Source organism: Clostridium sp. AF28-12, assembly GCF_003435225.1.
GTDB classification, from domain to species: Bacteria; Bacillota; Clostridia; order Lachnospirales; family Lachnospiraceae; genus Pilosibacter; species Pilosibacter fragilis.
Genome location: NZ_QWGJ01000001.1, coordinates 394,648 through 407,329, shown reverse-complemented (window position 1 = coordinate 407,329; position 12,682 = coordinate 394,648). Strand labels below are relative to the sequence as shown.

The following is a 12,682-nucleotide window of genomic DNA, read 5'->3' as shown; positions in this document are numbered from 1 at the left end:
AACCTATTAAACGTCGTCCACAACGCCTGTGATTTCGTCGTTTTCGGCGCTTCCGTCCGGGTCAATCTCAAATTCGCCCGTTAGCTTCTGTTTATTCAATTCAAGTTGCTTCTCTGCAAGCTGCAAGCGTCTGTCCTCCAACTCATACGCCTTGATACTATCCAGCTGCTTGATGATACGCCCGTGCAGCTTGTTTAGTTCAGCTTCCACTTTCATTGCCCGTTCAAATGGGCTGGACTTAATGACAGACTTCATGGCTGTTTTATATGTTTCTGTCTTGCTTCCCTCTGGGTCTGCACACTGCTGGTGTTTCATGCCGCAGTCCTCTTCCTGCTGTCTTTCCTCCATGCTCTTTGGTACAATCATGTGTACTATTTTATCTGTGTAAAAGCCGCCTGCTTCTGGGCTTTCATACTCTTTCAATAGGCTTTCCAGATAGGCTTTGCGCAGATATAGCGCCTGCAATTCCTCCATCATTTGTGACATTGCGGACGGTGTGCCCATGTTCTGTATGGCTGCTGCCTGCTCCGGGTCTATGTCTTCATATCCCGCCTGTGCAAATGCCCCATGTGTTACGGCGTTTTTATTGCCCTTTTTTGCTGGGGTTTTTCCGGCAGCATTTTTGTTGCCTTTTTGACCCCCTCTTTTTTTCGGCTTGTTTTTCAGCGCTTCGTCCCAGCTGTCTTCTGACTTCCATTTTCTTATCCGCACTTCTGGCACCCCTGCCAGCTTCGCCAGTTCCGCTGTTTCAATCTTGCCGTCTGCGTCCAGATAGCGTTGCATTGACTTGTCCCGTTCCGGGTTCCGTGGTCTTCCCATCTTCTCACCTCTTTTCGTTCGTTTTCATTCTTTCCAACTCTTCCAGTTTACGGAAGTATAAAAAATTATGGGCTTTGTAAATTCAAAAAATCACCAAAGCCCACTATTGCCAACGTGCAAATATAACGGCTTAAAGCCTGCTTCACTGGCTTAAATTATACCAGTAAAACGCAGGCAATGGCGGGCAATGATTGCTTATGCAATCCTCTGAAATTGTGAAATAATCTGGTTCTTTTCAAACCTCTGTGAAAGTGTTTCAAGTGCTGTATCTCTGATATTCTTGCACTGTCTTTCACTGTATGAATTGCGTACCGCTACTTGTTCCCATTTGAGGTTGTGCATGTAAAAATCAAAAATAATGCGCTTTTCTTTCAGTTTCAGCCTTGAAACTTCCTGCAAAATCTGCGCCTTTAAGTCTTGCAACTGCTGCACCTTTGCTTCATACTCTCTGATTTCGCCGCTGACATAATCTGGAATATTAAGCGCCATATTTTCTGTTTGTCGTGATATATTATTTTTTCCTTTTGGTAGACCGTCGCATTGTATAGCGCCAATGGGATTATAGTATTGGTCCGTTAAGTCACTTATAATCTTTCTGTATATACTCACCTCCCCGTCTATGTCTTTGTAATATTCCAGCAATTCAATAACCCTGCCTTTTTCCATTGCCTGCGCCATTTGTTTTTCCTCCATTCTTTGTTTTTGCCAGTCTTTCCCGGCTTCTATCCGTCTTGCACGTCAACTGCGTTTTCTCCTGCTGCCTGCTGCCATTCTTTCTCTTCGTACCCCATGCACTTTATGTATCTTTCCGGTTTTCCGCAGCTTTCATAATATTTGCAGTCTACGCAAACATTTTCTTTCATTTGCGCTTCCTCCGTGATATGTAGCCTGCGCACTCCGGTTCCCCTCTCAATAGCCGCATTGAGCATGACCCTCCGCACTCATAAGCCTTTGTGATATGCTTTGCGCACTTTGTATTTGCGCACTGATTGCGGCAAAATACGGGCATATTGTCTGTATTAAGCATTATTATTGGTCTTTCCATCTGCTGCACCTCCGTTTCTTCTCACGAACTGGAAGCACCACGCTTCATCACGCATGGTTTTTATTGTTCCGTCTTCGTCAATGTATACTGCGTCAATAAACTTCGGCTTTGGTGGTTTCCCCTCTTCTAACGGTCCTGCAAAATCAATCATAATTTGCAATACGTTGTATACTCTTTCGTTGATAATCATTCTATAATCTGTCATGTTTATTGGCATTTTCCGCACCTCCTATGCTGTTTCATGCAAAATTATCTTTCTGAACATACTTTCAAATATCGGAACTGCAATGCTGTTTCCAGCCTGCTTGTATAGCGCCATTCTGTATCTTCCAGAACGCTTCTGGACTGCTTTTGCCCTTTCATAGTCCTTGTCTGTATATCCTTGCAGGCGCCAGCACTCCCGTTCTGTTAAATATCTATAACGCCCGTTTCCGCAGTCAATCACCTGTGCTGGTGTTCTGTCCTGTCTGGTCGTGATTGTGTATGCAAAATCTTTTATTACTGTTGCTCTTCTTATGCCTTTTTCTCCAATCACACTGTACACACTCGGTTGCGTCACGTCATACACTGGCGGCACTTCGTCGTTGTTCAGAAGAAATTCTGATATGTCTTTCATTGGCGTTCTGATTAAGTCTGAAAAGTCGAACTTTTCACCATTCAGCACCGATACCGTGAAAACCCTTTCCCGTGCCTGTGGCAATCCAAAGTCCCTTGCGTCTAATATTTGATAATTGCTTGTATATCCCAGCTTTTCCATTTCTGCTATGTATTGTTCAAAATTCTTCTTGTTGTAGCCATTTAATACATTTTTCACGTTTTCCCAGATAACATATTTCGGCTTCCATTCGCCCATATTTTGAATAATGTGTATTGTTTCCCACATCAGACTTGACCGGGTGCCGCTTCCTTTGTCTGCTCCTTTTCCTCTGTTTATCCTCCCTGCTTCCGCAGTTGCTTTTCCTTGATGTCCCGCAATACTCATATCTTGACACGGGCTGCCATGTATCAGAATATCTGGTTTGAGGTTCCAGCCCACCACTGATTGTGTTTTATGCTCTAATTCTTCCGCAAACATTGCATTGTATGACCTTACGGCGTTTTCGTCTATTTCCACATAGTCAATGGCTTTTGTTGGAATGTTCAAATTTCGCAAAGCACATCTGGGGGAACCAATTCCCCCAAATAGTTCTAAAATCTGTACCACGTCTACACCTCCTGCAACGCTATTACACAATAGCCCTCTTCAAGTGCGCTGCTGGTCGTGTCGTCGTCCATGCAGATAATTTTCATGTCTGCCGTGTTCCCGGTTGCTCTGCCCTCTGCAAACTCAATCAGCTTCACTGTGTCGCCCTCTCTGTAACCGTCATTTTTCAAAATCATGTATGGTCTTGTATGGTCGATTGCAACGGCTTTCATTTTGTCCGGTGATACTCTGATTGTTTTTTCTTTTCTTTCATCAGACGGCAAATGCTGCATTTTCTCTTCCTGCTGCATTTCACGCAGTTTCTTTTGTGTTTCCCGGTCAATAGCTGCCTGCTCTTCGTTGTATCTCTCTTCGTCCGTCTTCTGTGCTTCTCTGCGGTTCTCATAGGCGTTGCAGCTGGTCACGGTTGCTGTCTTGTCGTGGCAATCCTCATAATGCGTGCAACTGTAACAAAGTGATGTTATCTGCTCCGGCTGTGGGTCAACATATTCTGACTGCTGCCCGGTTGCGTCCTCTGTGCCCTCTGTGGCTTCTCCTGCTCCCTCTGCGGCTGTTTCTTCCTGCTGCCGGTCTGTTTCATTGCCTGTGGCACTTTCTGCCGTTCCTGCGGCTTCCTGCTTCTCTTCCATCTGGCTAATGTCCATCTGTCCCGGTATCTGCTGCGACGCTTCCCAGTTCTTCTTTAACTGCTTAATGTCTGATAATGTCAGCACTTCATTTTCCCGGAATACCTCTGCCGCCTGCTTCTGGTAATCTTCCGGCAACCCGGACGCTTCATAAATGACAGATACAACAATTCTGTTTGCCTTAAATTCTGCCATCAGTTCTGGAATGATATTGTTATAGATTGCCTTGTATCTTCCTACCTGTGCCGGGGACGTTTCTATAATCTCTGCCAGTAAATCACGGGTTCTGCCCGGAATGTTCATGCTTTCTTTTAATTCCAGTACCAGTTTTTCTGTTTCCAGTGCTTCTGTCATGCGTTCCCAGTCTGTCTTCTCACGGAAACGGTTTGCCATAATCAGTGCCAGTCTGTCCAGAATTGCGTTTTTCTTCGGCTTGATTAAGATTGGAACCCGTCTGAAACGCTCTTTTCCCTCGTCCACCAGCTGCATGACCGCCAGCCGTCTTCTGTGTCCTGCAATGATACGGCGCTTGCCGTCTTCCTCTTCATCAGTCACCAGAAGTGGTTGCAGCACTCCCAGAAGTTCAATAGACTGTTTTAAGTCCTGCACGTCTTCCACGCTGTAAAAATTGCCCTTTGACGGTATAAGGTCGTAAATATCGGCAGTGCTGCTCACGCCCTCTTCGGACGTGACAACCTCTGCGCCTGCTGCCGCCTGCTGCTGTTCTGTTTTCTGCTGCTCCCCAGCTTCCTTTGACCGCTGGTTTAATAGCTCTGTCAAGTTGAATTTCTTTGCTGCTCCTGCCATTGTCTTTCCCTCCTAACGTGTCCGAATTGGTCACATTCTCAACCATTCTTCCACTAACGCTTTATAGTCGGCACTTGCGCCGCAGCGTGGGGAATATAAAATGATTGGTAATCTTTCAAATGTGCTGGGCTTCATTTTTGGTGTCTTTCTGATATGTGTTTTAAACACCGGATATTCAAGCGTCTTCAAGAACTCTTCGCCCTGTGTGTCTGCTTCATTGGTTCTGTCGTACTGTGTGACAAAGCAACCGCAGAAGCGCAACTGTGGGTTTAAGTCCTCACGGGTGTTGTCAATCTGTTCTTTCAGTTCTGCCAGCCCATCTATTGCAAAATCATCAATGGTTATAGGCACCATGACGTCTTGTGAAGCTACCAGCGCATTTATGGTTGAAATGTTAATGTCTGGGGCGTTGTCAATAATGCAGTAGTCATATTCATTCTGTAAACCGTCCAGAAACTTTTTGAAGCGTGTCTGTTGCGGTCTTGACTGGTCCAGCATGACTTCAAGGTTGGCTGTAAGCAAATTCATGTTTGCTGTGATAATGTCTAACCCCTCAAAGTCCGTGTGCTGGATAACCTCTGCCGGGTCAATGCCCCGCTGTGTCATTACCTCTGCCGTGCCCTTATGGTCATAGCTGTGGCGGTTCAAAATCTTGCTGGCGTTTCCCTGCTTGTCATTGTCAATCAATAAGACTTTGCAGCCTTTGACTGCTGCCAGAATGTGTGCCATATTTACGCTTGAAATGGTCTTTGCCACTCCCCCTTTGAGATTGATAATTGATAATGTTTTCATGTGGTATTCCTCCTTGTATCTGGTATGAATTTATAGTTGCTTCCCAGTAATGCACGGGGCGGGACTTGAACCCGCACCCGGCAGCTTCGGTGGCTGCTGCGCTATCCATTGCGCCACCCGTGCTTTTAATTTTCTTTATAGAAAAACCTTAAATACCAAAGTGTCATATTTCCGTCTTCTTTGTATTCCAGCCGCATTGTCGCTCCTGCGTTCTTGCAAAATACCTTTACGGGGTCTGCTGTCTTTAATTCTTCCAGCCTTTCCATTCCTCTTTTGTTCTGTTCTTCAAGCGTTCCGTATTTTTCAAAATCTTCCTTGCAACTATTTAACCATGAACTTTTTTCGTTTTCTTCTCTTTGATACTCTCTGTCAACTAATGTGCCGTTGTCGTATGCTTCTACAATATCAATCCAAGTTTGACGTGTGCTGCATTTTTCGTCAGCTGCCCATTTACGCAGTCTGTCAATGTCTTTTCCCCATTGTTTTGCTGACCTTTTAGCTTCTTTCATTGTGTCTGCTGTATCTGCAAGCTGCGCTTCTGCTTTTTTTATTCTTGCTTCATGGTCCATTGAAGAAAAGAAACAAATTGTTGCAGTGCCTAACCTCTGTTGTTTAGCGTTCATTACGCAAGTGTAATTCAGATTTTGTTTTTTAAGCTGTCTGCTCATTTTTTGGTATTCTTTTTTGATTTCCTGCAATGTCATTTTGTGTACCTCCGTTTGCTTTACTTCTTTAACTGTCTTTATTATATACTTACGGAAGTATAAAATCTATTGACATTCTGCACAATCTTACGGAAGTATATTTGTATATTTTGTATACTTCCGTAAGTATTTGTTATTATCTGTCACGGCGTTTCAGTTCGTCTGCAAATTCTCTGACTGGAACTTTCACGGTCAATGGTTCATACTTCCCGCAGCCGTCCAGTTCATACAAGAACTGTGTTTCACCTTTTTTCAGATAGTGGAGCGTCGCAATGTCTGTAACCTTATGCAGTGCAACTGCTGCCGTTGTAATCACCGTGCAACCTTGCGGCAGATAAAGTGCTTCTTTTGCTTCTCCGTCCTTTGATACCTTGATTGCTACCGTGTCTCCAATCTCTAACGGACACACCGCCTTGAAAAATTCTGCTTTCATTCCTCTTTGTCCTCCTGTTTGTGCTTCTCCCTGTTCTGTCTTCTTACCTCCCAGCCAACTTCTCTGACTACTACAAAGACCAGATATAAAATACCCAGCCCCACGCAGACCGCAAAGAATGTTACCAGTGCTTTTACAATCTCAATCAGAAATGCAATCATTGTTCTTTCCCTCCCTCATTTTCTGTTTTGCCCAGCCAATAGCCCGGCTGCTTGCGTTTATCTGGTGCAGCTGGCGTACTCTGATATTATTTGTCTTTTCTTCTTCCTCTGCCTGCTGCCGTTGCAGCTGTCGGCGGTATAGCAATTCTTTTCCGCTGTAATACTTCCGCTTCTTTTTCGCCATCTTTATTCCTCCATCAAAAGAACTTTCTATGGTATCTGCTGCCCTTGCTTGCCTGTTTGCGTCGCTGGCGCTGTTTTCTTCTCTTCTGGTACTGGGCGTCTTCTGCTGCTGTCACCTGCCTTTTGACTGCTTCGTGGTCTATGTTGTCCACCTCTTCTTGCAGGACTTCCAGCACTTCAACTTCGCTGTCCTTGAAAGTGAATGTCATACCGGGGTCATACTCTCCGCTTGTCCAGTCTTTCTGGAACTTCTCAAAATTATCTCTGTATCTATACGGTGCCTGTGGGTGGTACTGTTCGGCTTCATATATGCCCAGCATAACTTCTTTGTCGTCCTTGTCGTCCCAGTTGTAAAGGTGCCAGCTTTCGTGGTTGTCCCAGTTCCACTTTGACAAATACAACACTATTCCGTCAAAGTAGTTGCCCTCACGCACCATGCCTTTCATTTGCTTGCAGGTGAAGCCCTGCCCCTTTAATTCCTCTTTGATTTTCTCATAGTCCCTGCCGCCAGTATGTAACTTTGCTTTTACGATTAACGGCAAATACTGTGGCTGTTTATCTTCTTTTCTTGCCATTGCTTGTCCTTTCCAGTCTGTCTGCAATCCTCAATATGCTTTCCATTGACTTTCTAATGTTTGTGTCTGTGCCCTCTGTGATTTTCAGCACGTCTGCTATGTCCCGCAGTTCTTGTGCCATTTCTTCTGTTTCCCCGGTCACAATGTCGTATTTATTGCGGCAGGTGGTGCAGACCTGCGAACCCTCCGGGATAACTTCACCGCATATCAAACAGCGGTCAACGTCGTTCATTCTTCCCAGCTTTCGTATTTCTTCACACGCCTTGTCAAGTTCTGCACCTGCTCAACAAGGTTTGCAACCTCATGTGGTGACAATCCGGTTTGTTCATAGTCATACAGTTTCTTTGCGGCTTGATTGACTGTGACGTGTGGTTTTAATATGGCTTTCTGCCCGTTCTGGCTGTATTCCGTCAGCGTCGTTCTCTTCTGCCGCTTCTGTGGCTTCTGTGGCTGTCTGAACGCCCCTGCACGCTTCATGGCGCTGTAATATGGCACTGTCTGTTTCAATGTGTGGTCCATTGCTCCCATTTACTCTTCCACCTTTCTTCCTGTCTGCTCCATAACTCCCAGATAAGCCGCTATTGCGTCCATTGCTTCTTCTGCTGACCAGCAAACCGCCGTTTCATATCCCTGCTGCCGCAGCTGTTCCAGCCACCAGTCCTGTTTCTCTGTGGTTTTGTTCTTTCCCCACTTCATTTCAACATAAAGCCCGTGTTTTCCGTTTCTGGCTACTGGCAAGCATAAATCCGGCACGCCTGCTTTTACTCCCTGCCGTTTAAGGTTCGCCGCTTCAAGCTGGTTCCTGCTGCCGCCGTTTGGGATATGGTGCAGCAAGTCCAGTTCTGGGAAGTCCTTTGCGTAGAACGTCGCCCAGTTTATAACTCTTTCCTGCTCTGTGGCTTCACTGCGCTTTCTGTAATATGCTCTACTCATTGGCTTCGTTTTCACCTCCTGTCTTTACATTCTCAAAGTAAAACTTTACTTTTCCGCAATTTTCTTTCACAATTCCGTACTTTTTCGCCAGTCTGTATATGAATACTTTTTCCAGCCGTTCCGGTAATGTTTCCAGCTGCTTTCTGAATTTTTCAACGCTCATTGTCGATTTATAGAAATTGCACGCCCGGCACGCTGGCATATAATTTTCAATGCTGTTTATCTCTTGTACTTTCCCGGCTTTCAGTTCCTTTTCGTGCAAGTACACGGCTTCTATGTGGTCAACCTGCATTTCTTTGATTGTGATTTTGCAACCGCAATACCCGCAGTGACCGTTCAAGCTGTCATACACCTGCTGCCGCATTGCCTTTGATATTGCTTTTCTTCCCTCTGCCATGCCTGCACCTCTTAATCATCAAATTTCAATTCTTCTGCCGCTTCCGGCGGTTCTTCTTTTCTCTTCCATTCGTCAAGGTCAAGCAACTGCCCGCATTTGCTGCAATAGTTGAAGTCATTTGACACATGGAAGTAATAGCCGTCTTCCCGGTCTTTCTTCATGTCCTTGTCGTATGCTGAAAACAAATGCTTTCCGCATACCGGGCAATAGTAGCTGTTAAGATACCCCAGTTGCCCCGGTAATGTTGGGTATTCGCTTTTCTGGTGTTTTGGTTTTCTTGCTTTCCTCACTGCCATGCTTTATCCCTCCGTTGCCGCCTTTATCAATCTTTGCTGTATTGCTTCAAAATCCAGCCGTAAGTCCCGCATATTCCAGTATGTACCGCAGCCCGTGCATTGTTCGTCCGTGTATGTGTACGGGCAGGCGGTGCAAATGTCCGTTTCTTCCTGCAATGTCTTTGCGACTGCTGCCAGCTGAAAAGCTATGCCCCAGAATTTCTTCAAGTCAATTTCTGAAATGTCCACCGGGACTGCTGCCGCCTTTTCAATTTCTGCGTCGGTGATTTTGTATTTTTCTTTCAACGTGGTATACATCACCTGCGCTGTCTGCTGCTCCCCGCCTATGCCACGTTCTGCCAGTGCTTTTATTTTCACCAACTTTGCAATGATTTTCTGTCTATCTTCCATCAGTCTTCTTCCTCCGGTTCTCCTATCAGTGCCGTTGGCGGTTTTCTCTTGTCCATAAAATTTGAATACCACGCAGCCTTTTTCAACATTCGCTTTTCTTCGTCTGTCCTCTCCGGCGCTTCTACGTCATTTTCTTTATAGCAGCGTGCCGTTTCGTCTGGGTATAGGTCGTTGCCGCACCTAAACGCCACCAAGAACGCTTCCAGTTCTCTTTTCAATTCCTCTTTGTAGAAATTGTAAAGCAGTGTTATTTCTGCCGCTTCAATCTCTGTGCAGTCACAACCACGCTTCTTCCTGCGGCTGTATTTTCCAGTGTATATGTGGTAACTTGCGTCACCTGTCACCTTGTAGAAAATCCAGCGCAGCACCCTTTCTTCCAATTCGTCTGCATATCCGAACCAGTGAAGCGTCACTGTGTCCAGCATTATTTCTTCGTCTTCCAGTTCGTATCTGGCTTTTAAGTCCTCATACATTCGCATTGCGGTTTCTTTTTCACCGCCCACGCCACGTTCTGCAAGGGCTTTTATTTTCTTTAGCTTTGCAGCTATCTTGTCACGTTGTATCTGGTCCATGTCTTTTACCTCACATACTGCCACGACTGCGGCGCCCGTTTTATTCCCAGTGTTTCAAGCGTCAGTGGCTTTTCATACTCTCTGACTGTGGAAACTTCCCAGCCGTACACCTTGTTTCTGCTCCCTGCTGCATAATTGTGAATATCATGTGCAGGAACCTTGCTTTTTCTCTCTGCTTCTTCAAAGTTCTTGATTTCCAGAACTTCCGGGCAGATAAATTCACCAACTATTCCCACGCCGCCCGTGACGTACACCAGCACCCGGAACGGCGCTTTGCATTGTGGCTTTGTCTTCCGCAGTTCCAGAACCTTTTCACCTGCTGCCATTTTCTGCCACCATTTCTGGTGCAGTGATAATATGACCACTTGCATTTCTTCCAGTTCCGGTGGTTCCCATTGCTGCTTCATGCTCTTTTCCTCCTAAATCTTCAATACCTGCCCCGGATATATCAAATCTGGGTTCTTAATGCCGTTTCTGTGTGCCAGTGCGTAGCAGGCGGCACCGTTTCCGTAGAACCTCTGCGCAATTCTCCAAAGACTGTCACCCTTTTGCACTGTATATTCTTTCTGGTCTGTTAAGTTTTTCCCTACAACCTCCGGTGGTTCCTCTGGCTTGTAGTAGAACGCTTCTGCGACTGACCCGCAATACTGGCACCGTTCGCCCAGTTTTACTTCTGCCCCGCAAAATTTACACTTCATGTTCTGACCCTCACTGTTCAAATTCGCTTTTCAATTCAATTCTGATATACAGAATGTGTTGCAGGTCTTCCACCCGGTATTGTGTGAATTGTTCAACTGGCACCTGCTCCGGCAGGCTGTCTGTTTTCTCCCAGTCCCACATTTGTTCCGTGGCTCTGTATGTTTCCATACCCAGCCCCATTTTCTTAATGCGTCGCTGCGGGTTCAATGTTCCATGCGCTGCGTTTGCAGCATATCCACGGTATACAACCTGTCTGGCTGCGTTATATATCACCACTCTGTCACTGGGCGTCAGCTTGTCCATAATGTCGCCCAGTCTGATTTCATTTTCCATCACCATTCACCCCTCATTCTTCTTTCAATTCTTTCTTTCGCCTGCTGCACCTCTCTTGAATACTCTGTTTCTGTCAATCCTTTGTTCCATACGTGTTCATAGGCACCAGCAACGCCGTAGTTGTAGGCTGTCAGCACTTCTGCTTCTGTGTCGAACCTCTCTTGCAGTTCTGCCAGATAATCTACACCGACAAGCACGTTGAAATATGGGTTTTCCACATTATCAACATTCAGTCTGTGCATACGTTCTTTGTGCCACTTCGGTAATACCTGCATATATCCGGTTGACCCCTCTTTGCAGCTGGCGTCCCATCTGTACCCGCTTTCTATCTCGATAATTGCCAGCACCAGCGTATATTCAACGCCATACTGCTTGCAGATTATGTATGTGTACTGCTGCATACATTCCGGTAAATACCCGCCGTTGTCTGCGTAGTCCTCCGGCACTTCATATCTTGTCCAGCCCTCTAATTCCTCACCGGACCAGTCAAGGGACATAAGGTTGAATGGGTATGGTTCCTGCTGCACTGCTTCCGTGGTCGGCGGTGTCGGTTCCGGTTCTTTGGTATTTTCCGGCAGGCTGTTTGCAGCTGGCTTTACTGCTGCCCCTACTGTAAACACAATCACAACCACTGCCAGCAGTCCTGCTGCAATGTAATTGCCGTATGCCTTAATTGCCCTTTTTATCCTCTTTCGCCTTAATATGCGGCGTATCTGCGATGTTCTTCCTCTCACGCTTCTTTCCTCCTGTTCTGCCCTTTGGCTTTTCCTTTTTCCACATCTTCAAGTAAATATGCCACCCGGTCTGCTCATAGTAGACGGGTTCGCAAGATACAATGTTGTAATTGCTGTATATCTTTCTGAACTCTTCCAGCCCTCCATCTGGTGACTTTGCCAGCTGTTCCACTTTGCGTTTGCTGTATTTAAAATCATTGCACTTTTCTTCCGGTGCTGTCAGATTTCGGCTATACTTCCAGTGGTTTTGGTCACGCTGTTGCTTCTCCCCGCCGTCCTCTCTGGTTACTTCCGGGCGGTCAAGGTTCCTGCTGCTGGAATAGCGTTTCTTTCCCTGTGGGTCCTTGACAATATATTTACAAAGACCCTCTATGCCGTTTTCATTCATTTGCAGGCGGTCTGCATTTACCCAGCCCAGCTGCTTTATACTTGCTCTGTATTCCGGGTCACTGGTCTTCTTCCAGTTGATACGGTCTTTTGTCCACATCATTTCCACGTCGTCACGGTCAAGTCCACCATTCATAATGATATGGTGGTGTATACGCTTAATGCTTTGACCGTCCTTTGTGTACTTGTATTCTGTTACCAGTATGTATTTAAGTGGTTCAAGTCCCAGTTTGTTTCTGCGGTACGCTATGCGGCGCAGGTAATTTGTCACTATCTTTTCTGCTTCTTCTACTGTGCCCGGCAGGTTCTCTTCACTGTATGTGCAGGACGTGTGCAGGTCCCCTATGCTGAAATTGCCATTGCCTAACTGTACCAGATAGCGTTTGGCGTTCTTGTCGTTAAGGTCTTTTTGCTTTGGGGCGTTGCTCTTTCTCTTTCTGCCCCTCTTCCCTCTGGTTGCCTGCTCTGCTGCTTCTGTTCGTGGTATTATGTCCACTTCTCTATAATTGGCACAGTCTGTCTTCTTCTCTCTGATAAACACCACTGCACTTCCTTTTCTGTCTGATACCTTTTTAGCGTATAAGGGTATACC

24 protein-coding genes and 1 tRNA gene are annotated in these 12,682 nt (G+C 45.9%); all 25 read right to left on the bottom strand.

Annotated features, from left to right (window positions below):
- Positions 1-6: 6 nt before the first annotated feature.
- On the bottom strand, positions 7-819 hold the full coding sequence (locus tag DWY93_RS01860) for a phage terminase small subunit-related protein (protein WP_117471685.1): 813 nt from the start codon (positions 817-819) through the stop codon (positions 7-9).
- 195 nt (positions 820-1,014) lie between these two features.
- Complete coding sequence (locus DWY93_RS01855; RefSeq protein WP_117471684.1) at positions 1,015-1,497, bottom strand: sigma-70 family RNA polymerase sigma factor; 483 nt, start codon at positions 1,495-1,497, stop codon at positions 1,015-1,017.
- Positions 1,498-1,541: 44 nt separating this feature from the next.
- Positions 1,542-1,682 carry a hypothetical protein gene (locus tag DWY93_RS17050; protein WP_181968471.1) on the bottom strand — a complete coding sequence of 47 codons (141 nt, stop codon included), beginning with the start codon at positions 1,680-1,682 and terminating at the stop codon, positions 1,542-1,544.
- Positions 1,683-1,838: 156 nt separating this feature from the next.
- Positions 1,839-2,081 carry a hypothetical protein gene (locus DWY93_RS01850; protein WP_117471683.1) on the bottom strand — a complete coding sequence of 81 codons (243 nt, stop codon included), beginning with the start codon at positions 2,079-2,081 and terminating at the stop codon, positions 1,839-1,841.
- A 12-nt stretch (positions 2,082-2,093) separates the two neighbouring features.
- Positions 2,094-3,068, bottom strand: a complete 975-nt coding sequence (gene dcm / locus DWY93_RS01845; RefSeq protein WP_117471682.1) for a DNA (cytosine-5-)-methyltransferase — start codon at positions 3,066-3,068, stop codon at positions 2,094-2,096.
- A gap of 2 nt (positions 3,069-3,070) precedes the next feature.
- On the bottom strand, positions 3,071-4,501 hold the full coding sequence (locus DWY93_RS01840) for a ParB N-terminal domain-containing protein (protein WP_117471681.1): 1,431 nt from the start codon (positions 4,499-4,501) through the stop codon (positions 3,071-3,073).
- Between the two features lie 30 nt (positions 4,502-4,531).
- Positions 4,532-5,293 carry a ParA family protein gene (locus DWY93_RS01835; RefSeq protein ID WP_117471680.1) on the bottom strand — a complete coding sequence of 254 codons (762 nt, stop codon included), beginning with the start codon at positions 5,291-5,293 and terminating at the stop codon, positions 4,532-4,534.
- Positions 5,294-5,343: 50 nt separating this feature from the next.
- A tRNA-Arg gene (locus DWY93_RS01830) sits at positions 5,344-5,416 on the bottom strand.
- 2 nt (positions 5,417-5,418) lie between these two features.
- The gene (locus DWY93_RS01825) at positions 5,419-5,997 is read right to left on the bottom strand and encodes a hypothetical protein (RefSeq protein WP_117471679.1); all 579 of its coding nucleotides are present in this window, start codon (positions 5,995-5,997) and stop codon (positions 5,419-5,421) included.
- Between the two features lie 136 nt (positions 5,998-6,133).
- Positions 6,134-6,430 (bottom strand): hypothetical protein, encoded by a 297-nt coding sequence (locus DWY93_RS01820; protein ID WP_117471678.1) that lies wholly within the window; start codon positions 6,428-6,430, stop codon positions 6,134-6,136.
- A complete protein-coding gene (locus tag DWY93_RS17045; protein ID WP_181968470.1) occupies positions 6,427-6,591 on the bottom strand; it encodes a hypothetical protein in 165 nt (54 codons plus the stop codon). Before DWY93_RS17045 ends, DWY93_RS01820 begins: the two co-directional genes overlap by 4 nt.
- The gene (locus DWY93_RS01815) at positions 6,572-6,775 is read right to left on the bottom strand and encodes a hypothetical protein (RefSeq protein WP_117471677.1); all 204 of its coding nucleotides are present in this window, start codon (positions 6,773-6,775) and stop codon (positions 6,572-6,574) included. The genes DWY93_RS17045 and DWY93_RS01815 overlap by 20 nt, the downstream gene beginning before the upstream one ends.
- A gap of 13 nt (positions 6,776-6,788) precedes the next feature.
- Entirely contained in the window at positions 6,789-7,349 is a 561-nt protein-coding gene (locus tag DWY93_RS01810) for a hypothetical protein (RefSeq protein WP_117471676.1), read from the bottom strand.
- Entirely contained in the window at positions 7,330-7,581 is a 252-nt protein-coding gene (locus DWY93_RS01805; protein WP_117471675.1) for a hypothetical protein, read from the bottom strand. Before DWY93_RS01805 ends, DWY93_RS01810 begins: the two co-directional genes overlap by 20 nt.
- Positions 7,578-7,877, bottom strand: coding sequence for a hypothetical protein (locus DWY93_RS01800; protein ID WP_117471674.1), 300 nt, complete (start codon positions 7,875-7,877; stop codon positions 7,578-7,580). Before DWY93_RS01800 ends, DWY93_RS01805 begins: the two co-directional genes overlap by 4 nt.
- Positions 7,878-8,282: a VRR-NUC domain-containing protein gene (locus tag DWY93_RS01795; protein ID WP_117471673.1), complete on the bottom strand. Its 405-nt coding sequence runs from the start codon at positions 8,280-8,282 to the stop codon at positions 7,878-7,880.
- Positions 8,275-8,679 (bottom strand): HNH endonuclease signature motif containing protein, encoded by a 405-nt coding sequence (locus DWY93_RS01790; protein WP_117471672.1) that lies wholly within the window; start codon positions 8,677-8,679, stop codon positions 8,275-8,277. Before DWY93_RS01790 ends, DWY93_RS01795 begins: the two co-directional genes overlap by 8 nt.
- A gap of 11 nt (positions 8,680-8,690) precedes the next feature.
- Positions 8,691-8,975, bottom strand: coding sequence for a hypothetical protein (locus DWY93_RS01785; RefSeq protein ID WP_117471671.1), 285 nt, complete (start codon positions 8,973-8,975; stop codon positions 8,691-8,693).
- Positions 8,976-8,978: 3 nt separating this feature from the next.
- On the bottom strand, positions 8,979-9,365 hold the full coding sequence (locus DWY93_RS01780) for a hypothetical protein (RefSeq protein WP_069431140.1): 387 nt from the start codon (positions 9,363-9,365) through the stop codon (positions 8,979-8,981).
- Positions 9,365-9,937, bottom strand: coding sequence for a hypothetical protein (locus DWY93_RS01775; RefSeq protein ID WP_117471670.1), 573 nt, complete (start codon positions 9,935-9,937; stop codon positions 9,365-9,367). The genes DWY93_RS01780 and DWY93_RS01775 overlap by 1 nt, the downstream gene beginning before the upstream one ends.
- Positions 9,938-9,942: 5 nt before the next feature.
- Positions 9,943-10,263, bottom strand: coding sequence for a hypothetical protein (locus DWY93_RS01770; RefSeq protein WP_147324181.1), 321 nt, complete (start codon positions 10,261-10,263; stop codon positions 9,943-9,945).
- A 93-nt stretch (positions 10,264-10,356) separates the two neighbouring features.
- Positions 10,357-10,635: a LysM peptidoglycan-binding domain-containing protein gene (locus tag DWY93_RS01765; RefSeq protein WP_055285948.1), complete on the bottom strand. Its 279-nt coding sequence runs from the start codon at positions 10,633-10,635 to the stop codon at positions 10,357-10,359.
- A 10-nt stretch (positions 10,636-10,645) separates the two neighbouring features.
- On the bottom strand, positions 10,646-10,969 hold the full coding sequence (locus DWY93_RS01760) for a hypothetical protein (RefSeq protein WP_147324180.1): 324 nt from the start codon (positions 10,967-10,969) through the stop codon (positions 10,646-10,648).
- Entirely contained in the window at positions 10,969-11,703 is a 735-nt protein-coding gene (locus DWY93_RS01755; protein WP_147324179.1) for a transglycosylase SLT domain-containing protein, read from the bottom strand. Before DWY93_RS01755 ends, DWY93_RS01760 begins: the two co-directional genes overlap by 1 nt.
- Entirely contained in the window at positions 11,639-12,631 is a 993-nt protein-coding gene (locus DWY93_RS01750) for a hypothetical protein (RefSeq protein ID WP_207658689.1), read from the bottom strand. The genes DWY93_RS01755 and DWY93_RS01750 overlap by 65 nt, the downstream gene beginning before the upstream one ends.
- Between the last annotated feature and the right edge of the window lie 51 nt (positions 12,632-12,682).